This window comes from Ruegeria sp. AH3 (genome assembly GCF_056536265.1).
The window spans coordinates 446,996-473,480 of the sequence record NZ_JBQFJL010000001.1; the positions used below are offsets into that span (position 1 = coordinate 446,996).

Annotated in this window: 22 protein-coding genes; 16 read left to right on the top strand and 6 right to left on the bottom strand. The window is 61.2% G+C overall.

Annotation, left to right across the window (positions count from 1 at the left end; all coding sequences use genetic code 11):
* The first annotated feature begins 104 nt into the window (after positions 1-104).
* Positions 105-1,739 carry a SulP family inorganic anion transporter gene (locus tag ACR3EM_RS02170; RefSeq protein WP_480469180.1) on the top strand — a complete coding sequence of 545 codons (1,635 nt, stop codon included), beginning with the start codon at positions 105-107 and terminating at the stop codon, positions 1,737-1,739.
* A 141-nt stretch (positions 1,740-1,880) separates the two neighbouring features.
* Here ACR3EM_RS02170 and ACR3EM_RS02175 read toward each other — a convergent pair whose 3' ends face one another.
* The gene (locus ACR3EM_RS02175; RefSeq protein ID WP_480469181.1) at positions 1,881-2,486 is read right to left on the bottom strand and encodes a flavin reductase family protein; all 606 of its coding nucleotides are present in this window, start codon (positions 2,484-2,486) and stop codon (positions 1,881-1,883) included.
* 73 nt (positions 2,487-2,559) lie between these two features.
* Between ACR3EM_RS02175 and ACR3EM_RS02180 the strand changes: the two genes are divergently transcribed.
* From ACR3EM_RS02180 to ACR3EM_RS02200, 5 genes are all read left to right on the top strand, one after another.
* Positions 2,560-3,054, top strand: a complete 495-nt coding sequence (locus tag ACR3EM_RS02180; RefSeq protein WP_480469182.1) for a GNAT family N-acetyltransferase — start codon at positions 2,560-2,562, stop codon at positions 3,052-3,054.
* Positions 3,055-3,107: 53 nt separating this feature from the next.
* Positions 3,108-3,857, top strand: a complete 750-nt coding sequence (locus ACR3EM_RS02185) for an EcsC family protein (RefSeq protein WP_480469183.1) — start codon at positions 3,108-3,110, stop codon at positions 3,855-3,857.
* Positions 3,858-3,953: 96 nt separating this feature from the next.
* Complete coding sequence (locus ACR3EM_RS02190; RefSeq protein ID WP_480469184.1) at positions 3,954-4,439, top strand: NUDIX hydrolase; 486 nt, start codon at positions 3,954-3,956, stop codon at positions 4,437-4,439.
* A 69-nt stretch (positions 4,440-4,508) separates the two neighbouring features.
* Positions 4,509-4,964 carry a DUF1178 family protein gene (locus tag ACR3EM_RS02195; RefSeq protein ID WP_480469185.1) on the top strand — a complete coding sequence of 152 codons (456 nt, stop codon included), beginning with the start codon at positions 4,509-4,511 and terminating at the stop codon, positions 4,962-4,964.
* Positions 4,965-4,967: 3 nt separating this feature from the next.
* Entirely contained in the window at positions 4,968-5,606 is a 639-nt protein-coding gene (locus tag ACR3EM_RS02200) for an SDR family NAD(P)-dependent oxidoreductase (RefSeq protein WP_480469186.1), read from the top strand.
* On the opposite strand, the gene ACR3EM_RS02205 is transcribed toward ACR3EM_RS02200, so the two are convergent.
* Positions 5,600-5,956: a hypothetical protein gene (locus tag ACR3EM_RS02205; protein WP_480469187.1), complete on the bottom strand. Its 357-nt coding sequence runs from the start codon at positions 5,954-5,956 to the stop codon at positions 5,600-5,602. The genes ACR3EM_RS02200 and ACR3EM_RS02205 overlap by 7 nt on opposite strands.
* Positions 5,957-6,121: 165 nt before the next feature.
* Between ACR3EM_RS02205 and ACR3EM_RS02210 the strand changes: the two genes are divergently transcribed.
* The 6 genes from ACR3EM_RS02210 to ACR3EM_RS02235 all read left to right on the top strand — a co-directional run bounded on the left by ACR3EM_RS02210 (position 6,122) and on the right by ACR3EM_RS02235 (position 14,951).
* The gene (locus tag ACR3EM_RS02210) at positions 6,122-7,360 is read left to right on the top strand and encodes an aspartate kinase (protein ID WP_480469188.1); all 1,239 of its coding nucleotides are present in this window, start codon (positions 6,122-6,124) and stop codon (positions 7,358-7,360) included.
* 46 nt (positions 7,361-7,406) lie between these two features.
* A complete protein-coding gene (ptsP, locus tag ACR3EM_RS02215; protein ID WP_480469189.1) occupies positions 7,407-9,650 on the top strand; it encodes a phosphoenolpyruvate--protein phosphotransferase in 2,244 nt (747 codons plus the stop codon).
* 162 nt (positions 9,651-9,812) lie between these two features.
* The gene (zwf, locus tag ACR3EM_RS02220) at positions 9,813-11,258 is read left to right on the top strand and encodes a glucose-6-phosphate dehydrogenase (protein WP_480469190.1); all 1,446 of its coding nucleotides are present in this window, start codon (positions 9,813-9,815) and stop codon (positions 11,256-11,258) included.
* A gap of 2 nt (positions 11,259-11,260) precedes the next feature.
* Positions 11,261-13,066, top strand: coding sequence for a phosphogluconate dehydratase (gene edd / locus ACR3EM_RS02225; protein WP_480469191.1), 1,806 nt, complete (start codon positions 11,261-11,263; stop codon positions 13,064-13,066).
* 4 nt (positions 13,067-13,070) lie between these two features.
* Positions 13,071-13,703, top strand: coding sequence for a bifunctional 4-hydroxy-2-oxoglutarate aldolase/2-dehydro-3-deoxy-phosphogluconate aldolase (locus ACR3EM_RS02230; protein WP_480469192.1), 633 nt, complete (start codon positions 13,071-13,073; stop codon positions 13,701-13,703).
* 51 nt (positions 13,704-13,754) lie between these two features.
* The gene (locus tag ACR3EM_RS02235; RefSeq protein WP_480469193.1) at positions 13,755-14,951 is read left to right on the top strand and encodes a pyridoxal-phosphate-dependent aminotransferase family protein; all 1,197 of its coding nucleotides are present in this window, start codon (positions 13,755-13,757) and stop codon (positions 14,949-14,951) included.
* 73 nt (positions 14,952-15,024) lie between these two features.
* Here ACR3EM_RS02235 and ACR3EM_RS02240 read toward each other — a convergent pair whose 3' ends face one another.
* Positions 15,025-16,134, bottom strand: coding sequence for a pyridoxal phosphate-dependent aminotransferase (locus tag ACR3EM_RS02240; RefSeq protein ID WP_480469194.1), 1,110 nt, complete (start codon positions 16,132-16,134; stop codon positions 15,025-15,027).
* A 93-nt stretch (positions 16,135-16,227) separates the two neighbouring features.
* Between ACR3EM_RS02240 and ACR3EM_RS02245 the strand changes: the two genes are divergently transcribed.
* Together ACR3EM_RS02245 and ACR3EM_RS02250 are read left to right on the top strand one after the other, a co-directional pair.
* The gene (locus ACR3EM_RS02245) at positions 16,228-17,298 is read left to right on the top strand and encodes an SMP-30/gluconolactonase/LRE family protein (RefSeq protein WP_480469195.1); all 1,071 of its coding nucleotides are present in this window, start codon (positions 16,228-16,230) and stop codon (positions 17,296-17,298) included.
* A 67-nt stretch (positions 17,299-17,365) separates the two neighbouring features.
* Entirely contained in the window at positions 17,366-18,148 is a 783-nt protein-coding gene (locus ACR3EM_RS02250) for a crotonase/enoyl-CoA hydratase family protein (protein ID WP_480469196.1), read from the top strand.
* Here the strand turns inward: ACR3EM_RS02250 and ACR3EM_RS02255 are convergent, their stop codons facing one another.
* The 3 genes from ACR3EM_RS02255 to ACR3EM_RS02265 all read right to left on the bottom strand — a co-directional run bounded on the left by ACR3EM_RS02255 (position 18,149) and on the right by ACR3EM_RS02265 (position 22,990).
* Positions 18,149-18,481 (bottom strand): DnaJ family domain-containing protein, encoded by a 333-nt coding sequence (locus tag ACR3EM_RS02255; RefSeq protein WP_480469197.1) that lies wholly within the window; start codon positions 18,479-18,481, stop codon positions 18,149-18,151.
* A gap of 39 nt (positions 18,482-18,520) precedes the next feature.
* Positions 18,521-19,684 (bottom strand): benzoate/H(+) symporter BenE family transporter, encoded by a 1,164-nt coding sequence (locus ACR3EM_RS02260; protein ID WP_480469198.1) that lies wholly within the window; start codon positions 19,682-19,684, stop codon positions 18,521-18,523.
* 144 nt (positions 19,685-19,828) lie between these two features.
* A complete protein-coding gene (locus tag ACR3EM_RS02265) occupies positions 19,829-22,990 on the bottom strand; it encodes a valine--tRNA ligase (RefSeq protein ID WP_480469199.1) in 3,162 nt (1,053 codons plus the stop codon).
* A 139-nt stretch (positions 22,991-23,129) separates the two neighbouring features.
* Between ACR3EM_RS02265 and ACR3EM_RS02270 the strand changes: the two genes are divergently transcribed.
* Positions 23,130-25,421 (top strand): xanthine dehydrogenase family protein molybdopterin-binding subunit, encoded by a 2,292-nt coding sequence (locus ACR3EM_RS02270; RefSeq protein ID WP_480469200.1) that lies wholly within the window; start codon positions 23,130-23,132, stop codon positions 25,419-25,421.
* Positions 25,399-26,475 carry a DUF2235 domain-containing protein gene (locus ACR3EM_RS02275; RefSeq protein ID WP_480469201.1) on the top strand — a complete coding sequence of 359 codons (1,077 nt, stop codon included), beginning with the start codon at positions 25,399-25,401 and terminating at the stop codon, positions 26,473-26,475. Before ACR3EM_RS02270 ends, ACR3EM_RS02275 begins: the two co-directional genes overlap by 23 nt.
* The last annotated feature ends 10 nt before the right edge of the window (positions 26,476-26,485 follow it).

Below are 26,485 nucleotides of genomic sequence, written 5' to 3' on the forward strand. Positions count from 1 at the left end.
CGTCTGGCGCATGTCTGGGTCCCGCCAGACGCAGTATCTCAAGATGCTTTTGGCCGCTAGAAGGCCCCTTTCGCGCGAACATAACCGACCGACAGGACTGATCCATGCCCCGAGCCTTGCTGGCAAGCTTTGCCAATCGCCTAGCCATACCCGATCTGCGCTGGGTGCCTGACGAAGGGCTGACCTTCTCCCGCCTGCGGATCGAGCTGCTGTCAGGTCTTACCGTTGCTCTGGCGCTCGTACCCGAAGCCGTGGCTTTTGCCTTTGTCGCTGGGGTGCACCCGCTGGTCGGCCTGTATGCCGCCTTTCTGGTGGGCCTGATCACGGCGCTGATTGGTGGTCGTCCGGGCATGATCTCAGGCGCAACCGGCGCGCTGGCCGTGGTCATGGTCGCTCTGGTCGCGCAGCACGGGGTCGAATACCTGTTCGCGACTGTAGTGCTGATGGGGATCATGCAGATCATCGCGGGGGCGATGCATTGGGGCCGCTTCATACGCCTTGTTCCGCATCCGGTGATGCTGGGCTTTGTGAACGGCCTGGCGATTGTAATCTTTCTGGCGCAGTTGGGTCAGTTCAAAGTCCCCGGCACCATGGAAAACACGGGCCACGGTATGGGCGGCGGAGAATGGCTCTCGGGCATGCAGCTTTATACCATGCTGGGTCTGGTCGCGCTGACCATGGCAGTGATCTGGGTCATGCCCCGCATCACCCGCATCATCCCAGCGCCTCTGGCTGGCATTGTGGTCGTGGCCGCATTGGTCATCGGCGTCGGGCTGGACGTTCCGCGCGTTGGCGATCTGGCCTCGATCGAGGGTGGCTTGCCAAGTTTCCACATCCCGATGGTGCCGCTGAACTGGGAAACTTTCGAAATCATCCTGCCCTATGCCCTGATCCTCGCTGCCATTGGCCTGATCGAATCCCTGCTGACCCTGAACCTCGTGGGTGAGATTACCAACAAACGCGGAGGTGCCTCGCAGGAGTGCATCGCGCAGGGCACCGCCAATGTGGTTACCGGCTTCTTCGGAGGCATGGGCGGCTGCGCGATGATCGGTCAGTCGATGATCAACGTGAAATCGGGCGGGCGCACGCGTATCGCAGGCATCGCTGCGGCGCTATTCCTGCTGCTGTTCATCCTCGTTGGGTCATCCCTGATCGAACAGATCCCGCTGGCCGCGCTGGTGGGTGTGATGTTCATGGTTGTGATCGGAACCTTCGCCTGGAACTCTCTGAATATCCTGCGCAAAGTGCCTCTGACAGACGCGTTCGTGATCGTACTGGTGACTGTGGTGACGGTGATGGAAGACCTTGCTGTCGCCGTTGTGGTTGGTGTGATTGTCTCGGCCCTGGCCTATGCATGGAACAACGCCAAACGCATCCACGCCGTCACTCGGGACTCCGCTACCGAAGAGGGCGCAAAGGTTTACGAAATCCAGGGTCCGCTGTTCTTTGGCTCGTCCGAAGGGTTTGTGGAACTGTTTGACGTACCCAATGACCCTGAAACCGTGATCATCGACTTTGCAGCCAGCCGCGTGGTCGACCAATCCGCCCTTCAGGCCATCGAGAATATTGCCGCCAAATACGAGGCGGCCGGTAAGCGCGTCATGCTGCGGCACCTGAGCCGCGACTGTCATAAGCTGCTGAACAAGGCCGGCCACCTGATGGTCGACAGCGATGACGACCCGGATTACGAACTGGCTGTTGATTATTCTGTCCGAACCGGCATTTTGGGCGGCCATTGATGATATTTTGCGAGGCTCTGCCTCGCGCTCCGAGATATTTTGGGGCCAGATGAAGAACGGATCCCCCGCTTCATCTGGCTATAAATATCTCGGGGGAGACGCCCGAGGGGCGGCGGGGGCAGAGCCCCCATTTCCAACCTTTCAATCGTCGGGACGGTTGAGCGAGAACAATTGCGTCACAACTGAATAATCCCGATAGCCCAATCTGGCGACGGGGTTGAACGAGGTGACGTCAAACTTGCCATCGATGATGTGATCGTCGTGCAGATGCACGCCGGTGACCTCTCCGAACACCACCCGGTTGGCCTCACCGGGAAGCGTGACGATCTGCGTGAGCTTGCATTCCAGCGCCGCGGGTGCCCCTGCAACCCGCGCGCAACTGATGGTTTCACATTCAACCGGTGTCAGCCCTGCATGGGCGAACTCATCGATATGCTTCGGCAGACCTTCCGAGCTGGCATTCATGGCGTCGCGATGCGCGTGCGCCACGATGTTGACACAGAATACGCCCGTGGCCTCGATATTGGCGATACTGTCCTTGCCGCCATTCTGATCGTGTTTCGTGCCGGTTGAGGCAAACATCACCTGCGGCGGTGTATAGGCGACCCCGTTGAAGAAGGAATAGGGGGCCAGGTTATTGATCCCTTCAGCATCGCGCGTCGATATCCAGCCGATCGGACGGGGCGTTATGATGGCGTTGAAAGGGTTGTGCGGCAGGCCGTGGCCGTCTTCGGGGCGATAGAACATCAAGGTCTCCAAGCATTTGCCCAAGGCGTATCGAAGTGCTAGGGCGAATTCCAGCAAGGAAAAGAGGGCGCGCGTGCAGCAATTCAGGATCAGGCCGGAGGCGCCGGATGATTGGTGGGAGGTCGAGGCCCTTTATGACCTGTGCTTTGCGCCCGGGCGCGAGGCGCTGTCATCCTACCGTTTGCGCGATGATGTGCCGCCTGTCGCGGGCCTTTCGCAGGTCGCACGCGACGGGCAGGGTATTCTGGCGGGCGCAATCCGGTTCTGGCCTGTGCATGTGGGTGAACACGACGCGTTATTGCTGGGCCCTGTCGCCGTGCATCCGACCCATCAGGGGGAGGGGCTGGGCGGTTATCTGATCCATCAGGGTGTCGAGGCCGGGCGCGCCAAAGGCTGGGATCGCGTCATGCTGGTGGGCGATGCACCCTATTATGCGCGGTTTGGTTTCTCTCGGCTCACAGGTGTTGAGATGCCGCCGCCTACAAACCCGGAGCGGGTACTAGGGCTGGAGCTCAACCCCGGGGTTTGGTCTGGAATTCAAGGGCTTGTCACTCGTTGGAGCCATTGAGCTATTGAAAAGCCTCTGCAAAGTGCCGATGTTTTTAAGACAGGAGGGCACTGATGCAGGACGTAGTTCTTGTCGAAAAACTTGATCCCGAGGCCGAGCTTGACCGCTTGGCGCAGCTTTATGCCTCTGCCGGAGGCTCCGGGGTTACTTTATTGAACAAGCTGGGCGGATCGGCGGAGTCTTTGCTGGAACAGCTGCCCGAACCGGTGCGGCTTGGCCTGACCGAGGCCACCGAGCAGGCGCTTTGGCTTGCGATGCATGCCGCCGAGGGCTCGCGTCGTGCCGTGCCGGATCAAAAACCTTGGATCAATACGGCGTTGACTACGGCGATGGGTGCCGCCGGGGGCCTTGGGGGCGTGTCGACTGCCTTGATCGAGTTGCCCGCCACCACGGCGATGATCCTGCGTGCGATACAGGGCGCTGCGGCGCGGGAAGGATTTGATCCGACGGCCGAGAATGTGAAATTCGACTCGATCCGGGTGCTGTCCGCCGCCGGGCCGCTAGAGAAGGATGATGGCGCTGATCTGGGGTTCTTTTCGATGCGTCTGACGCTGACTGGCCCTGCTATGCAACGCCTGATTGCCATGGTGGCGCCGCGTCTGTCCGTTGTTCTTGGGCAGAAACTTGCGGCTCAGTCTGTTCCGCTTTTGGGCGCGCTGGCCGGAGGGGGCACGAACTTCATTTACACGCGGTATTATCAGCAGATCGCGCATGTCCATTTTGGGCTGCGGCGTTTGGCAATCGACGCGGATATCCCGCATGATGATCTGGTGAGACGTCTTTCGGGGCGCATGACTGCCTGAGGCAAGCCGCGCAAAGAGCTTGGCTTATGTCCCCGTATGTGGTATTTTTCACTGTATAAACCGCAACATAAGCGGAGCGAGCAGTGAGTATGGACCGTGTTTGATGGGCGCAGTCGCGCGACGACAGACGGGCTTTCGACCGAAAGCCTCTCGCTTTCCGGGGCGCTGCCGATCTACTCTCAGGCGGCGGCCTTGTGTTACCGGGTCGATGCGGGCCAGCCTCAGATATTGCTGGTAACGACACGCAGGGCGCGGCGTTGGATCATTCCCAAAGGGTGGTTGATCAACGGGATCAGCCCGTCACAGACAGCCGCCCGCGAGGCCTGGGAAGAGGCTGGTGTGCTGGGCGTTTGCGGCACCGAGAGGCTTGGGCGTTTCGCCTATGTCAAGAACAGGCCCAACAAGGCGTCGGCGTTGTGTCTGGTTGATGTGTTTCCGCTGCATGTGCGGCAGATGGCGACACATTTCCCCGAGGCCGGAGAACGCAGGCGCAAATGGCTGTCGCCCAAAAAGGCTGCACAGCGGGTGGGGTCGCCTGAACTGGCTTCACTCTTGCGGGGATTCGGACATCTCGCGCAATAGAGGCAATATCAAGTCTTGATCTTGCCATGTTGGTCGGTATCTATTCGGCAACCGTATTCTGGACCTGTGATGATTCAATACGCATTGAAATGTAGCAACGGCCACAGCTTTGACAGCTGGTTTCAGTCCGCAGCCGCTTACGACAAACTGTCGGCTGCCGGGATGGTCACCTGCGCTGTTTGTGGCTGCAAGAACGTGGAAAAGGCGATCATGACGCCGCGGGTCCGGCCTGCGCGCACGGCGGTTGCCGAACAGGTTCCGACCAGCCCGGACTCTGATCAGATCAGCATGTCTACCCCGTCGCCTGACGTCGAACAGGTTCTGTCCGAATTGCGCCGCAAGGTCGAAGAGAATTCGGATTACGTCGGTCAGGATTTCGCCAAGGAAGCCCGCAAGATACATCTGGGCGACGCGCCTGAACGTGCGATCTATGGCGAAGCCAAGCCCGAGGAAGCCCGCGCATTGGTCGAAGACGGTGTGCCGGTGGCTCCCCTGCCTTTTGTCCCCTCGCGAAAGACCAACTGATCAATGCATATCGTGATTACAGGCGCAGGGCGTGGGATCGGAAAAACCCTTGCAGAACAATATCGTGCCAATGGTCACGCTGTTACCGGCACGGCCCGCGACGGCAGTGCCGAGGTTCGGCTGGATGTCTCTGACCCGGCGCAACAGCAGGCAATGTCTGAACAATTGCGGGACCAGCCCGTCGATCTGCTGGTCTGCAACGCAGGCGTCTATCTGGACAAAGGCCATGATCTGGACGGCTACCCGGCAGAGATGTGGGACCAGACTTTCTCAGCCAATGTGACCGGCGTGTTTCTGACCATTCAGTCTTTGCTGCCCAATCTGCGTGCAGCAAAGGGCAGAATCGCGATTTTGTCGTCTCAGATGGCGTCGCACACCCACGCGCCGGGGGGCAGTTACATCTATCGGGCTTCCAAAGCCGCTGCGCTGAATCTGGGGCGCAATTTGGCGACCGACCTGCGCGGTGATGGCATCGCGGTCGGCATTTACCACCCTGGTTGGGTCCAGACAGATATGGGCACGAATGCCGCAGATATCACCGTCGATCAGTCCGCCAAGGGCCTGCTCGAACGGTTTGATGCGCTATCGATTGAGACCACAGGCTGTTTCGAAACCTGGGACGGTCGCGCGCATCCCTATTGATTGGCCAATGCTGCCTTGGGAATTTCGTAGACCTCACCGGGTTCGATGAAGATCACCATGATGTCATCCGGCGTCTCATAGGTCAGCTTCGCGGTCGAGCTGCTGGAATCAGGTATTCCGTTTGTAAAGTAGATCCGCCGTACCTCTCCGGTTTTCAACTGAACGGCCAGCGTCGCGGTTCCATCTTCACGCTTGCGCAATTCGGCGGGGCAGCTGCCCATCGGCTCGCCCGAAAGTGCGGCGCAGGGCACGGTACCCAGCGAATTCTCGCCATCGGTGCCCGACAGGGTCGCGACCTGCGCGTGGGCAGCGGTTGAGATCAGGGTCAGGGCGGCGGCAAAACGATACATGGAAATCCTCATGGTCGAACAGATGCCGGCAGGCTGGCACCGGCAGGCTGCAATGTAAAGCGGCCCTGCGCCGCAGGTGAAACTTCTTTGCGCCCTTGCCCTTGCGTCCCCCCTCGCATAAGAGGCACGGGATCAGAAATCCCTGGCGCGGAGACTTTTGCCCCCATGCCCGTACTTGTGATGAAATTCGGCGGCACCTCGGTCGCTAATCTTGACCGTATCCGCCGCGCTGCCAAGCGCGTGGGTGTTGAGGTTGCCAAGGGGTATGACGTCATCGTCATCGTCTCGGCCATGTCGGGTAAAACCAATGAGTTGGTCGGTTGGGTTGACGAGATCTCACCGCTTTATGACGCGCGTGAATATGATGCCGTGGTGTCCTCGGGCGAGAATGTCACCGCGGGTCTGATGGCATTGACCTTGCAGGAAATGGATATCCCGGCGCGCAGCTGGCAGGGCTGGCAAGTGCCGCTGATCACCAATGGCGCGCATTCGGCAGCCCGGATCGAAGAGATCCCGCCTGAAAACATCAATCAGAAGTTCGGCGAAGGCATGCGTGTCGCGGTGGTCGCAGGCTTTCAGGGCATCAGCCCCGAAGGACGCATCACCACGCTGGGCCGGGGTGGTTCGGACACCACGGCGGTGGCCTTTGCCGCCGCGTTTGAGGCCGAGCGCTGCGATATCTACACGGACGTAGACGGCGTCTATACCACTGACCCGCGCATCTGCGAAAAGGCGCGCAAGCTGGACCGGATTTCGTTCGAGGAAATGCTCGAACTGGCCTCGCTGGGGGCCAAGGTGCTGCAAACCCGCTCGGTCGAGCTGGCGATGCGTTATAAGGTGAAACTGCGCGTTCTCTCAAGTTTTGAAGAACAATCCGACGAGGCCGGTACACTGGTCTGCGACGAGGAGGATATCATGGAATCCAATGTTGTGGCCGGTGTGGCCTATTCCCGCGACGAAGCCAAGATGACCGTCGTATCCGTGGCCGACCGCCCGGGCATCGCCTCGATCATCTTTACCGCGCTCAGCGATGAAGGCGTCAACGTCGACATGATCGTCCAGAACATCTCGGACGAAGGGCGCACGGACATGACCTTCTCATGCCCCACCAATCAGGTGACCCGCGCTGAAAAAGCGTTGCTGGCGATCAAGGAACAGGGTGAGCTGAACTATGCCGAACTGGTTGCGGACGAAGACGTCTGCAAGGTCTCGGTCGTGGGGATCGGCATGCGCTCGCAATCCGGTGTTGCGGCGAAGATGTTCAAAATCCTCTCGGATGAAGGGATCAACATCAAGGTCATCACAACCTCCGAGATCAAAATTTCCGTGTTGATCGACAGGAAATACATGGAACTTGCGGTTCAGGCGCTGCATGATGCGTTTGAACTGGACAAGGCGGCCTGAGCGTTTCAGCCAAGGGTCACGCCTGACACCATAAAACGGTTGGGCCATGGCGGACGGTACGGAAACAGAATCCCGCAAGCTGCTCGGGCGGTTACGCGAGGAGATGGCCAGCGAGGCCGCCGGTCAGGAACGCCTTGACCGGATCACGCAGTTGATTGCCGACAGTATCCGGGCAGAGGTCTGCTCGATCTATCTGTTCCGGGATGAGGAGACGCTTGAACTTTGCGCCACCGAAGGTCTGTCGCCCGAAGCGGTGCACAAGACCCGGATGCGGATGGGCGAGGGGCTGGTGGGTCGCGTCGCCAAGTCCGGCAAGGTGGTGAATGCCGCCGATGCGCCCTCGGCCAAAGGTTTCCGCTACATGCCAGAAACCGGAGAAGAACGGTTCTCGTCGTTCCTTGGCGTGCCGGTGCAGCGGCTGGGTCAGAAACTGGGCGTTCTGGTGGTCCAGTCCCGCGAGGCGCGTGAGTTTTCGGCGGATGAGGTTTACGCTCTGGAAGTAGTCGCCATGGTTCTGGCCGAGATGGCCGAACTGGGCGCTTTCGTGGGCGAAGGCGCGGCCCTGTCGCCGCTACACCAGCAATCTGTACAGCTGGAAGGTGGCCCGGCGCAGGAAGGGTCTGCCGAAGGCCATGTCTGGCTGCATGAACCCCGCGTTGTCATTACCAACCCGATTGCGGACGATCCGCACCGCGAACGCGAGCGCCTATCCGAGGCGGTCGAAGAACTGCGCGTCGGTGTCGACAAGATGCTCGAAATATCTCAGGGCGGCGATACCGAGCAGCTGCAGGTGCTCGAAGCCTATCGGATGTTCGCCAATTCCAAAGGCTGGATGCGCCGGATGGAAGAGGATATTGCCCTGGGCCTCAGCGCTGAGGCTGCGGTTGAGAAAGAGCAATCCCAGGCCCGCGCCCGCATGGGGCAGGTGACCGATCCCTATTTGCGCGAACGGCTGGCGGATCTGGATGATCTCAGCAACCGTTTGCTGCGGATCCTGACCGGGCAGGGGGCCACCAATGGCGCAGACCTGCCGCCCGATCCGATTCTGATCGCCCGCAATATCGGTCCCGGTGACCTGCTGGAATATGGCCGCTCGCTCAAGGGTATCGTGCTTGAGGAAGGCTCGGTCGGCAGCCATGCCACCATCGTTGCCCGCGCATTGGCGATCCCGCTGGTGGTGCATGTGGGCCGGATCACGACCGAGGCGTTGAACGGTGACCATATTCTTGTGGATGGCGACAATGGCGTTGTTCATCTGCGCCCCGAAGATACGGTCGTCAGCGCCTTCCGCGACAAGATCGCGATGCAGGCCAAGGCGCAGGAGCGATATGCCTCGATCCGCGAAACGCCCACGGTCACGCAGGATGGCGCGCGTATCAACATGGTGATGAATGCGGGTCTAATGGCCGATCTGCCATCGCTTGGTAATTCCGGCGCCGAGGGTGTTGGTCTGTTCCGGACCGAACTGCAATTCCTGATCCGCAACCAGATGCCGAAACGGTCCGAACTTGTGACCCAGTATCAGCGCGTTCTGGATGCCGCGGGTGAGAAACGCGTAGTGTTCCGTACGCTGGACATCGGTTCGGACAAGGTGCTGCCCTATATGAAGCACGTGGCCGAGCCGAACCCGGCATTGGGCTGGCGTGCGATCCGGGTTGGCCTCGACAAGCGCGGCGTGATGCGGATGCAATTGCAGGCGCTGTTGCGCGCGGCCAACGGGCGTCCGTTGACGGTCATGTTCCCATTTGTGGCGCAGGCCGATGAGTTCCGCGAAGCCCGGTGGGAGGTCAACAAGACCATCGAGCGTGAAAAGCGGCTGGGCCATGCCTTGCCGGAATCGCTTGAGGTCGGTGCGATGCTGGAAACCCCATCGCTGGCATTTGCGCCGCAAAAGTTCTTTGACGAGGTCGATTTCATCTCGATCGGCGGCAACGATCTGAAGCAGTTTTTCTTCGCCGCCGACCGCGAAAACGAACTGGTGCGCCGCCGCTATGATACGCTGAATGTCAGCTTCCTCAGCTTCATCGAACGCATTGTTGAGCGTTGCAACATCTCGGACACGCCGCTCAGCTTCTGCGGCGAAGACGCCGGGCGTCCGGTCGAAGCACTGTGTCTGGCGGCGATGGGTATCCGAACCCTGTCGATGCGCCCGGCCTCAATCGGGCCGGTCAAAAGCCTGCTTTTGCGGTCGAACCTGCAGGATGTTCGCAAGATCATCGCCGATGCTCGGCACCGTGGCGAGCAATCCGTGCGCCCGTCGGTGATGGACTGGTTGCGGTCGCAATCGTGATGGCCCTGACAGCACAAGGACAATTCCGGGCTTGATTTTCGTGTCCGGTTTCCGTATCCAGCCGGTAAATGTTAGCGATAACATAGATTGGAGCGTATCCACGCCTCACATCCCGGCTGAAGCCCTAGATAGCAGGGTGGGGAATTCGAAAGGAAGCGGACCATGGTTTCACGCGTAATTCCGGTAGATCCGTTTGACCTCGTGCTGTTCGGCGCGACGGGTGATCTGGCGCAACGCAAGATCCTGCCGGGGCTCTATCATCGGTTCGCGGTCGGGCAGATGCCCGAAGATGCGCGCATCATCGGTACCGCGCGGTCCGAGGTCGACAGCGACGGGTTTCGCGCCCAACTGCGCGTGTCGATGGATGAATTCGCCCCGAAATACGACAAAGACACTCTGGATCGTTTCCTGTCGCGTGTTGACTATGTTCCGGTGGATGCGTTGGGGGATGCGGGCTGGCCTGATCTGGCCAAGGCACTGCGCCCGGATGTCGTGCGCGCCTTTTACCTGTCCGTGGGGCCAAGCCTTTTTTCTGGCATCGCGCAACGGCTGAACGATCACGGGCTGGCCACGCCTGACAGCCGGATCGTGGTTGAAAAACCCTTCGGCCATGATCTGGCCTCGGCCAAGGCGCTGAATGGGGGCCTGCGCGCCTGTTTCGAAGAGCATCAAATCTATCGGATCGACCATTATCTGGGCAAGGAAACCGTGCAGAACCTGATGGCCCTGCGCTTTGCCAATTCGCTGTTCGAACCGCTCTGGAACGCGACCCATGTCGATCACGTTCAGATCACCGTGGCCGAGACCGTGGGTGTCGAAGGGCGCGGCGCGTACTACGATCAATCCGGTGCGATGCGTGACATGATCCAGAACCATCTGGTGCAACTGCTGTGCCTGACGGCGATGGAGCCGCCCTCGAAATTCTCGCCCAACGCGGTACGCGATGAGAAGGTGAAGGTCATCGAAGCGCTGGAGCCGGTGGAACCCAAGGATATCGCTCGTGGCCAGTACCGCACCGAAAAAGGGGGCGATGGCTATCTGGATCACGTCGGCAACCCCGCCAGCCGCACCGAAAGCTTCATCGCGCTGAAGGCGCATATCGGCAACTGGCGCTGGGCCGGGGTGCCGTTTTACCTGCGCACCGGTAAGCGCCTGCGGGCTCGGGAATCCGAGATCGCCGTGTTCTTCCGCGATCCGCCGCATACGATTTTTCCGAATGTCGGGCCTCTGCATGGCAATGTGCTGGTGATCCGCCTGCAACCAGACGAAGGCATCACCCTCCGCACGACCATCAAGGAACCGGGGCAGGGCGGCTTCCGCCTGTCCGACGTGGCGCTCGACATGAGCTTTGCTGATGCGCTGGGCGACCACTCACAATCGCCTGACGCCTATGAACGCCTGATAATGGACGTGATCCGCGGTGATCAGACCCTGTTCATGCGCGGTGATGAGGCCGAGGCCGCCTGGGCCTGGGTCGATCCCATCATTCACGGCTGGGAAGAGCGTGGCGACAAGCCTGCGAAATATGATCAGGGCAGTTCCGGCCCCGAAGAGGCATTGATGCTGATGCATCGCGATGGGCGCCGCTGGCGTCAGATCGGAGGGTAATCATGGTCAACACAGTCATATCCGACGTCACCAAACGCATCATCGACCGCAGCGCCGATCTGCGCGGCCCGCATTTGGAACGGATGGAGCAGGCCAAATCCAAAGGCCCAGCCCGCGCGCATCTGTCCTGCAGTGGCCAGGCCCATGCCTATGCGGGTGCTGGTGAGGACCAGGATTCCATGGCAACCGGCACTGCGGGAAACCTCGGAATCGTCACCGCCTATAACGACATGCTCTCTGCCCACCAGCCTTTCGAACGCTATCCCGCCTTGATCCGCGATGCGATCCGCGTGGCGGGCGGCACCGCGCAGGTCGCGGGCGGCGTTCCGGCCATGTGCGACGGCGTGACCCAAGGCGAGGCAGGAATGGAGCTGTCTCTGTTCTCACGCGACGTGATTGCCTTGGCGACGGGTGTTGCGCTCAGCCACAACACCTATGACGCAGCGGTGTTTCTGGGCGTCTGCGACAAGATCGTCCCCGGCTTGATTATTGGCGCTCAGGCCTTTGGCCATCTGCCCGCCGTCTTCCTGCCAGCCGGCCCGATGACCAGCGGCTTGCCGAACGACGAAAAGGCAAAGGTCCGCCAGAAATTCGCTGCCGGTGAAGTGGGCCGCGAAGAGCTGATGAAGGCCGAAATGGCCGCCTATCATGGCCCCGGCACCTGCACCTTCTACGGCACTGCCAACACCAACCAGATGCTGATGGAATTCATGGGCCTGCACCTGCCAGGGTCCAGCTTTATTAACCCGAATACGCCTCTGCGCGACGCCCTGACCGAGGAAGGCGCCCGTCGCGCCCTGTCGCTCAGCGCGCTGGGCAATCACTACACGCCCGTCTGCCAGATCCTCGACGAGCGCGCTTTTGTCAACGGCATCGTCGGCCTGATGGCTACCGGAGGGTCCACCAACCTGCTGATCCACCTGATCGCCATGGCGCGGGCCGGGGGTATCGTGCTGGATTGGGAGGATTTTTCCGACATCTCCGCTGTGGTCCCTCTGGTCGCGCGGGTTTATCCGAACGGTCTGGCCGACGTAAACCACTTCCACGCTGCCGGGGGCTTGGGCTTTGCCATCGGCACGCTGCTTGAGGAAGGATTGCTGCACCCCGATACGCTCACCGTTGCGGGGCAGGGCCTGCACAACTACACCAAGGAACCCAAGCTTAAGAACGGCGAACTGGTCTGGGAAGACGGCGCAGGCCACAGCCTGAACGAAAAGATCGTCCGTCCCGCCAACGATCCGTTCCAACCCACGGGCGGCCTCTCGCGCTTGACCGGTAATCTGGGCACCGGCGTCATGAAGGTCTCGGCCGTGGCGCCAGAACACCAAGTGGTCGAAGCACCCGTGCGTGTGTTCCATGATCAGAACGCCGTGAAGGCTGCCTTCAAAGCCGGAGAGTTCACCGATGACGTCATCGTCGTCGTTCGCTTCCAAGGCCCCAAGGCCAATGGCATGCCCGAATTACATTCCCTGACACCAATCCTGTCGATCCTGCAGGGCCGGGGCCAAAAGGTCGCGCTGGTCACCGATGGTCGTATGTCCGGCGCATCTGGCAAGGTGCCCGCCGCCATCCATGTCTGCCCCGAGGCGCTGGACGGCGGGGCCATCGCCTATCTGCAGGATGGAGATCTCCTGCGCGTCGATGCCGTCAAAGGCGAGCTTGAAATCCTCACCCCCGGCGTTCTCGACCGCACCCCGGCCACTGCAGATCTCACCGCAAACCAACACGGCGTTGGCCGTGACCTCTTCAGCGCCTTCCGTCAGAATGTCGGCTCAGCCGACACCGGCGCCAGCATTTTCGGAGTTTGAACCCATGTCCAAAACTCAACGCACCCGCGAGATCTGCGCGCTGGCCCCGATCGTCCCGGTTCTGGTCGTGGATGACGCCGCCCACGCCCGCCCGCTGGCCGAAGCTCTGGTCGCCGGAGGCCTTCCCGCGCTTGAAGTCACTTTGCGCACCCCCGCCGCGCTCGACGCGATCCGTGCTATGGCCGACGTCCCTGGCGGCGTTGTTGGTGCAGGCACGCTGATCACCCCCGAGGACGTCCGCGCCGCCAAAGAGGCCGGTGCACAATTCGGCGTTTCCCCCGGTGCAACTGATGCCCTGATCGCCGCCTGCGAAGCCGAAGGCTTGCCTCTTCTCCCCGGTGCGGCCACCGCAAGTGAAGCCATGGCTCTACTGGAAAAGGGCTATGACATGCTGAAATTCTTCCCCGCCGAAGCCTCCGGCGGGGCACCCGCCCTGAAAGCCATCGGCGCACCCCTGCCGCAGATCGCCTTCTGTCCCACAGGTGGCGTGTCGCCCTCAAACGCCCTCGATTACTTGTCGCTATCGAATGTTGTCTGCGCAGGCGGCAGCTGGGTTGCGCCCAAACAGATGGTTCAAAACGGCGATTGGGCCGGGATCGAAACACTTGCGCGCGAGGCGGCAAGCCTGACGGATTGACGCCACAGGGCGAAACGCTAGGGTAGGCCTCAATTCAAACAGGTTGCCCTCATGACAAACCAGCTCTCCCTCGCGCATGGGCGCGAGTATCTGGCCATTCCCGGCCCTTCGGTCATGCCCGACGCGGTGCTGCAAGCCATGCACCGCCCGTCGCCCAATATCTATGACGGCGAACTGATCGAGATGATGCCCGCGCTGACACGTGATCTGAAGCGTGTGGCCGGGACCCAACATAACGTCGCCATCTACATCGCCAACGGCCACGGCACGTGGGAGGCCGCGCTTTCCAACGTCATCGCCCCGGGCGAAACTGTGCTCGCTCCAGCCTCGGGCCGCTTCACCCATGGCTGGGCAGAGATGGCCGAGGGGATCGGCGCAAAGATCGAGTTGATCGATTTCGGCATGTCCTCACCCTGGGATCTCGACCGTATCGCCGAAGCTCTGCGTGCTGATACCAGCCACAAAATCAAAGCGGTGCTCGCGGTTCATGTCGACACGTCCACGTCGATCCGGAACAATATCCCGGCTCTGCGCGCCTTGCTCGACGATCTTGATCACCCCGCTTTGCTGATGGTGGATTGCATCGCCTCGATGGGTTGCGACCGGTTCGAGATGGATGCCTGGGGCGTCGATGTCACGGTCACCGCCTGCCAAAAGGGGCTGATGACCCCGGCAGGTACCGGCTTTGTCTTTTTCAACGACAAAGCACAGGCCAAACGGGCCTCCATGCCCCGCGTCTCGCAATACTGGGACTGGCAGCCCCGCGCCAACCCCGATCTGTTCTACCAGTATTTCAACGGCACCGCGCCAACTCACCACCTCTATGGTTTGCGCGCAGCACTCGATCTGATCCATGGCGAAGGCTTGGAACATGTCTGGGCCCGCCACGAACACCTTGCCAAAGCCATCTGGGCCGCTTGCGAGATCTGGACGCAAGGCGGAGCGCTTCAATTCAATGTCACCGACCCAGCGCATCGCAGCCACGCGGTCACCGCCCTGCGCCTGACCGAAGGACGTGGTACGCTGCTGCGGAACTACACTGAAAACCAGCTCGGCCTGACTCTGGGCATCGGTCTGGGGATGGAGGATTGGGACGGCTGTTTCCGGCTCGGCCATATGGGCCATGTAAACGCGCAAATGATCATGGCCATGCTTGGTGGTATCGAAACCGCCATGGCCGCGCTCGATATTCCCCGCGGCAAAGGCGCCCTCGAAGCCGCTGCAGCAGCACTCGCCGACCAGAGCTGATCCGCATCTTCATCTGGCCATAAATATCTTCGGGGGGATCGCGCCATGGCGCGATGGGGGGCAGACAGCCCCCCTACACGGCCCGGGCCTTCGCCAAAGCCACAGGCAAAGCAGCTTCAAAGGCCGACATCTCAGTCTCCCCCCCGCAACTCACCCGAATACACCGGTTCTGAGGTGCCGCGAACGGCATCCGCACGAACACACGCTGTTCGACCAGCGAGTCCAGAACAGCCTTGGCAAACACCCCATCGCGCCCGCAATCGATCGCCACGAAATTCGTGGCAGAACTTATAGGCTCCAGCCCGTTCTCTCGCGCAATTTGTCCGATCCGGTCGCGCGCTTCGGCAATCTGCGTCTGAACTTGCACTAGCCAATCGCCATCTTCCAACGCCGCCAATGCTCCGGCCTGCGCGGCGCGATTCATGCCAAAGTGATTGCGCACTTTGTTAAAGCCCGCAATCAACTCCGGCGCACCGATGGCGTAACCCACCCGCGCCCCGGCCATGCCATAGACTTTGGAAAAGGTCCGCATCCGGATCACACGCGGATCGTCTGCAGCAACGGGCGCGGCGGTGCCTTCGGGCGCGCATTCCACATAAGCCTCGTCAAGGACCAGCAAGCAGCCGTCGGGCAGCGCCTCCATCGCGGCAACGATAGCCGCCCCTGAATGCCAGGTTCCCATCGGGTTATCCGGGTTGGCCAGATAAACCAGCTTTGCGCCCATCTCTGCCGCTTTGGCGAACAAGGCCGCCGGGTCCTCGTGATCGTCGCGATAGGGAACCGTGTGCAAAATCCCTCCGAACCCCGCCACGTGATAGTTGAATGTGGGATAAGCCCCGTCCGAGGTCACGACTGTATCGCCCGACCCGACCAGCAGCCGCACCAGATAGCCCAGCAACCCATCAATACCTTCCCCAACCACGATATTCTCGGGCGTGACGCCATGATGCGCCGCCAGTGCATGGCGTAGGTCAAAGTTCTCGGGATCGCCATACATCCAGACCTCTCCCGCCGCCCGTTGCATCGCCTCAATGGCACGAGGTGAGGGGCCAAACACGCTCTCATTCGCGCCGATCCGGGCAACGAAAGGCGCGCCACGCTGGCGCTCCTGCGTTTCGGGGCCGACAAAAGGCACGGTAGCGGGCAGGGATTGCGCAAGCGGGGTAAAACGAGGACCAGTCATGGCCGCAGATAAGCGCAACCTCTGCAGAGGGGCAAGCCTTGCACCCTGTCGCAATCACCGTCAGGGTGTCCGCAACCATGGTTCGGAGGTGGCATGCGTTTTCTACTGGGGCTTGTCCTGATCGGTCTTGCTTATCTGTCGTTCTGGCCGGTCCCTGTTGATCCCGTCGCGCATGAGATGCCCAAGCCGCCCGGTTTCACTGGTGATTTTGCTGAGAACACCCATCTCGATAAAGCGCAGCTGATCTCCCTCCCGGACGGAGAGATCGGCCCCGAAGATATTGCGATCCTGCCCGGTGGTGCGGTCTACACCACCAGCCTGTCTGGCGCTCTTTATCGCATCGACGGGGATCAGCCGACCCAGGTCGATCAACTCGACGGTCGCCCTCTGGGTCTGCGTGCAGGACCGGATGGTGCGCTCTACATTGCTGACAGCTTTCGCGGTCTGATGCGCTGGTCCGGACCAGGAACGCTGGAGACGCTGGCCTCCGAGATCGACGGAGCGCCCATGATTTATGCCAACAACCTCGATGTGGCGCAGGATGGCATGGTTTATTTTTCGAACTCTTCGGACCGCTTCGATCCTGAAACGATGGGCGGCACCAAACCCACCTCGGTCATGACCATTTGGGAGCAATCTCCGACCGGCTACGTCGCGCGATATTCTCCCGACGGCAGCGTCGAGAAGATCGCCGAGGGATTTGTTTATACCAACGGTATCGCCCTTTCGCCGGACGAAGATTTCCTGCTGATCGCCGAAACGGGACGGGCGCGGGTACACAAACTCTGGCTCTCCGGCCCGAAGGTCGGAACGCAGGAGGTTTTACTCGATAACCTGCCGGGCTATCCCGACAACATCAAAGCGCAGGGCGATGGCACCTATTGGATGGCCTTCGCCAGCCCGCGCGTGCCATCCGAGGCGCTGATGCCTTATCCCTTCCTGCGCAAGGTGATCTGGCGGCTGGGCCCGATGGTGCGCCCTGCGCCGATTCACCGCGGTATGTTGGTGCAGTTCGACGGCGACGGAACCATCCTGCGGACGCTGCAGGACCCGGACGGACGGTTGGGCATTACCACCAGCGGGCAAGTTGTCGACGACCAGTTCTATGTGATGACGCTGGATTCTCCGTGGTTTGGCCGGATGCCACTCTCCGATATGCCCTGACGTCGCAGTGGCGCCGACCGTCCCGAGCTGGCATGGTTGCCGCAACAAAGAACACCCCGGAGGTCCCATGTCCCGCGTATCCGTCGAATACAAAGACCACATCGCCCATGTCACGCTGACCCGCGGCGACAAGATGAACGCGCTGGATGATGCGATGATCAAGGCGATCCTTTCGGCAGGACAAGAGGTCGCCGCCGCCGATATCCGCGCCGTGGTGCTGTCGGGCGAAGGTAAAAGCTTCTGCGCCGGACTCGACATGGCCAGCTTTGCCAGCATGGCACATACCGATCCAACCGAATGGCTGATGACCCGCAGCCACGAGGACGCCAACGAGATGCAGGAGCTCGCCCTGACCTGGCGGCGCGTTCCGGTTCCGGTGATCTGTGCCATTCAGGGCGTCGCCTATGGCGGAGGTCTTCAGATCGCGCTGGGCGCAGATATCCGCATTGCGCATCCCGAAGCCAAGCTGGCGGTGATGGAGATGAAATGGGGCATCATCCCCGACATGGGTGGCATGGTTCTGCTGCCCCAGCTTGTGCGTTCAGACGTGCTGCGTCTGCTGACTTACACGGCCCGTCCCATCGGCGCGCCACAGGCGGCGGATTGGGGGCTGGTGACAAAACTTTCCGACGACCCTCTGACCGAAGCGCTTGCTCTGGCCGAGGATATTGCTGGTAAAAGCCCCTCGGCCATCCGCGCGGCCAAGCGCCTGATCGAAGTGGCCGAAAGCAAATCCCGCGCTGAGGTTCTGATCGAGGAATCCGCCGAACAGGTGGAGCTTATCGGAAAGCCGGATCAGATCGAGGTCATCACGGCCCAGATGCAGGGCCGCAAGCCCGAGTTCAAATAATCAGCGCATAAAACTGCGCCGCGCGTCGCGGGCCATATTGTACCGCATCTCCAGCTCGGCGATGCGGGCCATGGCGGCTTTTCTGTCCGCGGGATCGGTCAGCGCTGCATAGTCCTGCCGTGCCGCGTCCAGCTCTTTCTTGATGTTGAACTCCTCGGGCAACACCCCAGCCTGCGCCATGATCCGATGACCCGCTGCAATAGCGGGATCGCCCTGAGCTTCGGATGAGCGGTCGGGCAGGGGCTCACCTTCGCCTTCAAGACCCTGTAACTGGCCCTCGGCCTGCGCCTTTTTGATCTGGCGTTCCACCAGTTTTCCAAGCGACCCGAACATGTGCGCATCATACCGATTACGGCGACAAGGCGAAAGGGATCAACGCATTCTGCTTGTCACAAGATGCGCGATGCCACCGGCCAGAAGCCCCCAGACCGCAGCACCCAGCCCAAAGACCGTGATGCCGGACGCGGTGATGGCCAGCGTCAGAATGGCCGCTTCACGCTCAGCAGGCACATCCAGCGCGGCATGCATCGAATTGGCCATTACGCCGATCAGTGCAACCCCGGCCAGAGTGCCCATCAACATCGGATCAGCATGGGCGGCAAAGCTGGTGATCGCCACGGCAAAGACGCCAAACAGGCAGTAGAACACACCGCCCATGATCGCAGACCAGTATCGCTGCGCAGGGTCGGGATGGCTGTCCTCGTTGGAACACATCGCGGCCGTGATGGCGGCCAGACAGGTCGCGGGGGCGCCGAACGGGGCCGAAAGCAGGCTCGCGCCACCGACGGATGAAAACAGCTTGCCGGGAACGGGGGCAAAGCCAAAGCTGCGCATCACTGCGACGCCGGGGATATTCTGCGTTGCCATGGTGACGATGAACAGCGGAACGCCGATGCCGATGGCGGACGCGGCTGAGAAGGACGGCGTGGTCCAGATCGGAGCCGCGATCAGTCGGTCCGGCATCAGTTGCGTATCTCCTGCGTTCAGAGACACCACGACGGCCGCGGCGACCACGGCTGCCGGGACCGCGAACAACCGGTTGAAGCGACCCGCGATGAACCATGTCAGGATCACCGGCAGCGCCTGCCATGGAATTTCAACCGCAGCTTTGAAGGGCACAAGGCAGAGCGGCAACAACACCCCAGCCAGCATCGCCTGCGCCAGCGATGTTGGGATTGCAGCAGCCAGCCGCCCAAGGGGCTTCCACAGCCCCGCCAGCACGGTCAGAGCTCCGGCGCATAGGAACGCTCCGGTCGCGCCTGAAAACCCCTCGACCGGGGCGGCAGACACCGCCAGCAATGCGGCCCCTGGCGTAGACCACGCGACGCTGATTGGCATTTTATACCGCAGGCTGAGGACGATGGCCGCAAGCCCCATGGCAATTGCTGCGCTCATCAGGCCCGACGCTGCTTGCGTAGGCGAAGCCCCCATGGCGCCCAGCCCTTGCAGGACGATGGGGAACGAACTGAAGAACCCGACAATGGCCACAACCAACCCGGTTGAGACGGTCTGCATCGGAGGGAAAGGTCGCGCCATCGGGGCCTCGGAGGATTGTGTCGCCGAAGTGCTACCAAGCGCGGGTGGGCGCGAACAAGAGGGAAAGCCTTGAGGTTAAAGAAAAACCCCTCCGTCAGGTTTGGCGGAGGGGTTTGGATCTGAATATTTGTGAAAAGATGAAGATCAGGCGATTTCGGCCAGACGGGCGAGGGCCTCGTTCAGCTTGGCCTCTTCTTCTTCACGGGCGGCGAGGTTGGCCTTGGCTTCCTCAACCACCTCTTCCGGGGCCGAGGCCACGAATTTGGGGTTGTTCAGACGCCCGCGCAAGCCGCCCAGTTCCTTGGCCAGTTTGCCCTTAGCTTTCTCCAACCGTTCCTTCTCGGCGCCGATATCGATGATATCCGCCAGCGGCAGGCCGAAGCTCGCGCCGGGGGCGGCGATCGAGATCGTGCCTTTGGGCAGTTCATCCGCTTTGGTCAGGCTGTCGATCCGCGCCAAGCGCTTGATCAGCGCTTCGTTGCGGTCCCATGCAGCCTGTCCATTGGCGTCGATCTCGGTCACCAGCATAGGCACATAGAGGCCCGCCGGAACCCGCATCTGCGCACGGGCCGAGCGGGTGTTTTCGATCACCGAGATCACCCAGTTCATCTCGCGATCCGCCTCTGCGTCGATCAGATCGGCGGCGGAATAGCTCGGCCAGTCGGCGTGGACGACCATCTTGGGCCGCGCGCCGGTCAGGCCCCAAAGCTCCTCGGTGATGAAGGGCATGATCGGGTGCAGCAGGACCATACACTGGTCCAGAACCCAGCGCATGGTGGCGCGGGTCTCGGCCTGTGCCTCGGCGTCGTCGCCTTGCAGCAGCGGTTTTGAAAGTTCCACATACCAGTCGCAGACCTTACCCCAGACAAAGGCGTAAAGCCCGTTGGCCGCGTCGTTGAAGCGATAGCTCTCCAGCGCCGCATCGACTTCTTCGCGCACGCGGGCGGTTTCGCCGATGATCCAGCGGTTTACAGCCGCTTTGGGCTTCAGGTCGGCCACGTCCAGTAACGGCACGGCGTCGGTGAAGACCTCGTTCATCTCGGCAAAGCGGACGGCGTTCCATAGCTTGGTGCCAAAGTTGCGGTAACCGGTGATGCGCTCGCGGGATAGTTTCAGCACCCCGCCGATGGCCGCCATCGAGGCGTTGGTGAACCGCAGCGCATCGGCGCCGAATTCGTCCACGATCTCCAACGGGTCGATGACGTTGCCGGTGGTCTTGGACATCTTCTTGCCCTTCTCGTCGCGGACGAGCTGGTGCAGGTAAACAGTGTGGAACGGGATCTGGTCGACCACGGCCAGCTGCATCATCATCATCCGGGCGACCCAGAAGAACAGGATGTCGAAACCGGTGACCAGAACGTCCGTGGGGAAGTAGCGCTCCAGTTCTTCTGTCTGTTCCGGCCAGCCCAGCGTGCCGATGGGCCAGAGGCCGGAGGAGAACCATGTGTCGAGGACATCGGGATCGCGCCAAACCGGGTAGACCAGCCTGGTCGGGTCTTGTTCGACCGCGTATTGAGCAAGGCTTTCAGCGAACTGATGGATCGCTTCCTGCTTGTCGGCAACTTCGACAACCGTCGCATGGCTCAGCGGGCTGGGAATGTTTGCATTGTCGTCGAGGAATTTCTCGGTAACGGCTTTAAGGCTCGCAGCGCATTCCATGACATTGCCACGGTGCAGCATGCCGCCTTCGTTCAGCAAACGGCCCAATTCGACCAAATCAAGGTCGCCGTCGTTTTCATCGTCCTTAAAGTTCTCAGCCGATAGATCGAGACCATACCAAACCGGTATCTGATGTCCCCACCACAGCTGGCGCGAGATGCACCAGGGCTCGATGTTTTCCAGCCAGTGGTAATAGGTTTTCTCGCCCGACTCGGGGATGATCTTGACAGTGCCGTCCTTGACCGCGTCCAGCGCAGGGCCGACGACCTTTGCGGCGTCGACGAACCATTGGTCGGTGAACATCGGCTCGATGACGACTTTCGAACGGTCGCCGAAGGGCTGCATGATCGGTTTGCTCTCGACCAGCGGCACCAGCTTGTCCGCGCCTTCGTGTTCCGGCTTCAACGCAGTTGAGCCCAGACGCGGATCATCCGCGCGGGTCATCACGGCCAGACCGTCAGCAGTGATCTCTTCAACCACCTTGGCGCGCGCCTCGAACCGGTCGAGCCCGCGCAGATGATCAGGGATCAGGTTGATCGCGTCGATCTCGTTCTCGGTGAACGCTTTGCCACGCGCGTATTCCTGCGCCTTGCCTGCCTCTTCGGCATAGGGCGCGCCATCAGCCCGCATCGCGCCTTTGGTGTCCATCAGCCGGTACATCGGAATGCCGCCGCGCTTGGCGACCATGTTGTCGTTGAAGTCATGCGCGCCGGTGATCTTAACCGCGCCCGAGCCGAAATCGGGATCGGGGTAGTCATCGGTGATGATCGGGATCTGACGGCGATGCTCTTTCGGGCCAACCGGGATTTCGCAGAGTTTGCCGACGATTGGCGCGTATCGTTCATCCGACGGATGAACCGCAACCGCGCCGTCGCCCAGCATGGTTTCGGGGCGGGTTGTGGCGATCGAGATATAGTCGCGCTCTTCCTCCAGCACGATATTCCCGTCCTCATCTTTCTCGACGTAGGTATAGGTCTCACCGCCCGCCAGCGGATACTTGAAGTGCCACATATGGCCCGCAACTTCGATATTCTCGACCTCAAGGTCCGAGATTGCGGTCTCGAAATGCGGGTCCCAGTTGACCAGACGCTTGCCGCGATAGATCAGGCTCTTTTCGTACATGTCGACGAAGACCTTGATCACCGCATCGTGAAAATTCGCAGAATTTTCGTGCCCCGTGCGCGGATCACCCGCCGCGCCGGCCATGGTAAACGCGTTGCGCGACCAGTCGCAGGAGGAGCCAAGACGCTTCAACTGCTCAATGATCGTACCGCCGTATTCACCTTTCCATTCCCAGACCTTCTCAAGGAATTTCTCACGCCCCAACTCACGGCGGCCGGGCTGCTGCGTGGCGGCCAACATCTTTTCCACCTGCATCTGCGTGGCGATACCAGCATGGTCCTGACCGGGTTGCCAAAGCGTGTCGAAACCGCGCATCCGGTGCCAGCGGATCAGGATGTCCTGCAGCGTGTTGTTGAACGCGTGGCCCACATGCAGCGCGCCCGTCACGTTGGGCGGTGGGATCATGATGGTAAAGCTTTCATCGCGCGATTTGTTCGCGCCTGCCTTGAAGGCTCCGGCCTGTTCCCAGGCCTGATAAATGCGGGCCTCGGCCTCGGCCGCGTTGAATGTCTTTTCCATCGCCATGGGGTGCGTCCTGCGTCATCAATCTCGGGTCAGCGCCTGCAATAACGAATGCGTGCGGGAAGGGGAAGGGTCTGCGCGCTCTGGACAACGAACCCGTTCAGCCTAATGTCGCCCCTGACGCAGCCCAAAGGATCGCCCCATGGAAAAGTTCGGCAAAAGCCAGCCCGTCAAACGGACCGAGGACCTGCGGTTTTTGACCGGGAACGGCCAATACATGGATGACGCGGTACCGGAAAACGCGCTGCACGTGGCGTTTTTCCGCAGCCCGGTGGCGCATGGCCAGATCACGGCGCTGGATCTGGAAGCCGCGCGCGCGGCAGAGGGCGTGCGGCTGGCGATGGCGCTCGACGATCTGCAGGCGACAGGCATCGACACCGTGATGAACGGGGCCACTGTGCCCAACCGCGACGGCACTCAGGCTGCATCCCCCGAGAGGCACATGCTGGCCAACAAACGCGTCCGCTTCGTGGGTGAGCCGGTGGCAGTCGTGGTGGCTGATACGCTGCTGCAGGCACGCGACGCGGCTGAGTTGATCTGGATGGAGACTGAAGACCTGCCCGTAAAGATGGACGTTGGCGCGGGCGGCGAAACACTGCACCCCGAGGCCCCCGACAACCACGCCTTTGACTGGGGCCTGGGCGATGAGGCCGCGACCGAGGCAGCCTTTGCCACCGCCGCCCACATCGTCTCGCTGAACGTCGAAGATAACCGTGTCATCATCACCTCACTTGAGCCGCGCGGGTGTCAGGCCAACTGGGAAGATGGGCGCCTGCATTTTTCCTATGGCGGGCAGGGTGTCTGGGCGATGCGGACGCAATTGGCGCAAAAGCTGAAGCTGGATGCGGAAGACGTCCGCGTCACCACCCCGGATGTGGGCGGCGGCTTCGGTATGAAGGTGATGCCTTACCCTGAATATTTCTGCACCGCCGTTGCCGCCAAGAAACTGGGCCAGCCGGTGCACTGGATGTCGGACCGGTCCGAGGCGATGCTATCCGATCACCATGGCCGCGACCTGACCTCGCTGGGTGAACTGGCCTTTGATGCCGATCACCGAATTACCGCCTATCGCGTGCACAGCAAGGTCAATCTGGGTGCCTATAACAGCCATTTCGGGCAGGCGATCCAGACCAGCCTTTTCAGCAAGGTGCTGATGGGCGTTTATGACGTGCAAACCACCTATCTGCGGGTCGAAGGGTTCTATACCAACACCACGCAGGTCGACGCTTATCGCGGCGCCGGACGGCCCGAGGCGATCTATGTGCTGGAACGGGTCATGGACCGCGCAGCGCGCGAGCTGGGCGTCGATCCGTGGGAGCTGCGGCGCAAGAACTTCATTCGTCCCGCCGATTTCCCTTATACCTCGGCCACCGGTGAAACCTATGACGTCGGCGATTTCGACATGGTCCTCAGCCGCGCGGCCAGCCAGACCAGCGGGTTTGCAACCCGCAAGGCGGCGGATGCCGAACGGGGCCTGATCCGCGGACAGGGCCTCTGTTACTATATCGAAAGTATTTTGGGTGACCCTTCCGAGAACTCGAAGGTCGAGTTTTGCGAGGATGGCGCGGTGAACCTATACGTCGGCACCCAATCGAACGGGCAGGGGCACGAGACTGTCTATGCCCATTTCCTGTCAGATCAGACCGGGATTCCGATGGACCGGATCACCGTCGTTCAGGGCGACACGGACAGGCTCGCCCATGGTGGCGGCACGGGCGGGTCGCGCTCGGTCACGGTGCAAAGCACGGCGACGCTGGCCACCATCGACATAATGATCGCCGCATTCACGCCTTATCTCGCGGATAAGATGGGGGTCGAGGAAGACGACGTGCATTTTGATCATGAAACATTCCGGGCACCCGGCTCGAACCTGACCCCAACCCTGACCGAAGCGGCCGAGATGGCGCGTGCAGACGGGCGCATGGATCTGCTGAAGCACGAGGCCCGCGCCAATCTGGATGCCCGCAGCTATCCCAATGGCGCACATGTTGCCGAAATCGTTATCGATTCTTACACGGGCGAGACATGGGTTGATCGGTATACCGTCGTCGATGATTTCGGCAATCTTATCAATCCGATGCTTGCCGAAGGGCAGGTGCATGGCGGGGTGGGTCAGGGCATCGGCCAGGCGCTGACCGAGCATGTCGTTCACGATGCACATGGGCAACTGCTCACGGCTTCGTTGATGGATTACGCCTTGCCGCGCGCGGCTGAGATACCCATGATTAAGTTTACCTCGGCGCCGGTTCCGTCAACGTCCAACCCGATGGGGATGAAAGGATGTGGCGAGGCCGGCACGGTGGGCGCGCTGGCCGCAGTGGCAAACGCGGTTCAGGATGCGCTCTGGGATCACGGGGTGCGGCAGGCAGATATGCCTTTCACACCTCACAGAGTATGGGAATTGCTGACGCATGGTTCTGTCGCGGCTGAGTAGAAAGGTACTGGGATGGCTCGGACGGCCTCTGCGGTCCGAGCACTCGGCCGAGACGCGCCACCGCGAACCGATCAGCCATGTCATCATTCTGGACGGCACCATGTCGACGCTGGAGCCGGGCCGCGAAACCCATGCAGGCCAGACCCTGCGCCTGTGTTGCGAGATGGGCAGCAAGGTCTCGGTGTTCTACGAATCCGGCGTGCAATGGGAAAGCTGGAAATCCTCGCTGGACGTGATGATGGGGCGCGGCATCAACCGCCAGATCCGCCGCGCCTATGGCTATCTCGCCTCGCGCTACAAACCCGGCGACAAGATCTTTTTCATCGGCTACTCACGCGGCGCTTACGGGGTGCGCAGCCTTGCGGGCGTGATTGACGCGATCGGGCTGCTCAAGGCCGAACACGCCACGGTTCGCAATATCAAGCAGGCCTACCGACATTACGAATGCACCGCCAACGGCAAGGCGGCGGCTGAATTCCGGCAAGCCTTCTGTCACGAGGATGTCGCCATCGAGATGGTCGGTGTCTGGGATACGGTCAAGGCGCTGGGTCTGCGCCTGCCGCTGCTCTGGCGCTGGGCCGAGGAACGCCACGCTTTCCACAACCATCAGCTTGGCCCGGCCACCCGCCACGGCTATCACGCCATGGCGCTGGACGAGACCCGCGAGGTGTTCGAGCCGGTCTTGTGGAAATGCACCCCTGATTTCAAAGGACATATCGAGCAGGTCTGGTTCCGTGGTACCCACGGCGATGTCGGCGGTCAGTTGAACGGGTTCGAAGAGGCACGACCGCTCAGCAACATTTCCCTGATCTGGATGCTGGACAAGGCCGAGCTGCACGGGTTGCCCCTGCCCGAAGGCTGGCGCGACCGATATCCGACCGATACCCATGCGCCCTCGGTCGGCACATGGCGCGGCTGGGGCAAGATTTTCCTGCTGCGCAAGCATCGCAAGGTGGGCAAGGACCGGTCAGAGAAACTGCATGTTTCAGTCTCACCGGATGAGTTGCCCGGTTGGGTGCCGATGCCGGATTTACCGTCGCATCCGGCGCAGTAGGTAACGCTGT

Excerpts from the sequence above, each read along its gene's own strand:
- edd (WP_480469191.1), top strand. The coding sequence starts at position 11,261 with ATGGTCAACACAGTCATATCCGACGTCACCAAACGCATCATCGACCGC.
- ACR3EM_RS02205 (WP_480469187.1), bottom strand. The coding sequence starts at position 5,956 with ATGTATCGTTTTGCCGCCGCCCTGACCCTGATCTCAACCGCTGCCCAC.
- ACR3EM_RS02265 (WP_480469199.1), bottom strand. The coding sequence starts at position 22,990 with ATGGCGATGGAAAAGACATTCAACGCGGCCGAGGCCGAGGCCCGCATT.
- ACR3EM_RS02170 (WP_480469180.1), top strand. The coding sequence starts at position 105 with ATGCCCCGAGCCTTGCTGGCAAGCTTTGCCAATCGCCTAGCCATACCC.
- ACR3EM_RS02200 (WP_480469186.1), top strand. The coding sequence starts at position 4,968 with ATGCATATCGTGATTACAGGCGCAGGGCGTGGGATCGGAAAAACCCTT.
- ACR3EM_RS02175 (WP_480469181.1), bottom strand. The coding sequence starts at position 2,486 with ATGTTCTATCGCCCCGAAGACGGCCACGGCCTGCCGCACAACCCTTTC.
- ACR3EM_RS02235 (WP_480469193.1), top strand. The coding sequence starts at position 13,755 with ATGACAAACCAGCTCTCCCTCGCGCATGGGCGCGAGTATCTGGCCATT.
- ACR3EM_RS02210 (WP_480469188.1), top strand. The coding sequence starts at position 6,122 with ATGCCCGTACTTGTGATGAAATTCGGCGGCACCTCGGTCGCTAATCTT.
- ACR3EM_RS02260 (WP_480469198.1), bottom strand. The coding sequence starts at position 19,684 with ATGGCGCGACCTTTCCCTCCGATGCAGACCGTCTCAACCGGGTTGGTT.
- ACR3EM_RS02185 (WP_480469183.1), top strand. The coding sequence starts at position 3,108 with ATGCAGGACGTAGTTCTTGTCGAAAAACTTGATCCCGAGGCCGAGCTT.
- ACR3EM_RS02245 (WP_480469195.1), top strand. The coding sequence starts at position 16,228 with ATGCGTTTTCTACTGGGGCTTGTCCTGATCGGTCTTGCTTATCTGTCG.
- ptsP (WP_480469189.1), top strand. The coding sequence starts at position 7,407 with ATGGCGGACGGTACGGAAACAGAATCCCGCAAGCTGCTCGGGCGGTTA.
- ACR3EM_RS02250 (WP_480469196.1), top strand. The coding sequence starts at position 17,366 with ATGTCCCGCGTATCCGTCGAATACAAAGACCACATCGCCCATGTCACG.
- ACR3EM_RS02270 (WP_480469200.1), top strand. The coding sequence starts at position 23,130 with ATGGAAAAGTTCGGCAAAAGCCAGCCCGTCAAACGGACCGAGGACCTG.
- ACR3EM_RS02230 (WP_480469192.1), top strand. The coding sequence starts at position 13,071 with ATGTCCAAAACTCAACGCACCCGCGAGATCTGCGCGCTGGCCCCGATC.
- ACR3EM_RS02255 (WP_480469197.1), bottom strand. The coding sequence starts at position 18,481 with ATGTTCGGGTCGCTTGGAAAACTGGTGGAACGCCAGATCAAAAAGGCG.
- ACR3EM_RS02195 (WP_480469185.1), top strand. The coding sequence starts at position 4,509 with ATGATTCAATACGCATTGAAATGTAGCAACGGCCACAGCTTTGACAGC.
- ACR3EM_RS02240 (WP_480469194.1), bottom strand. The coding sequence starts at position 16,134 with ATGACTGGTCCTCGTTTTACCCCGCTTGCGCAATCCCTGCCCGCTACC.
- zwf (WP_480469190.1), top strand. The coding sequence starts at position 9,813 with ATGGTTTCACGCGTAATTCCGGTAGATCCGTTTGACCTCGTGCTGTTC.
- ACR3EM_RS02275 (WP_480469201.1), top strand. The coding sequence starts at position 25,399 with ATGGTTCTGTCGCGGCTGAGTAGAAAGGTACTGGGATGGCTCGGACGG.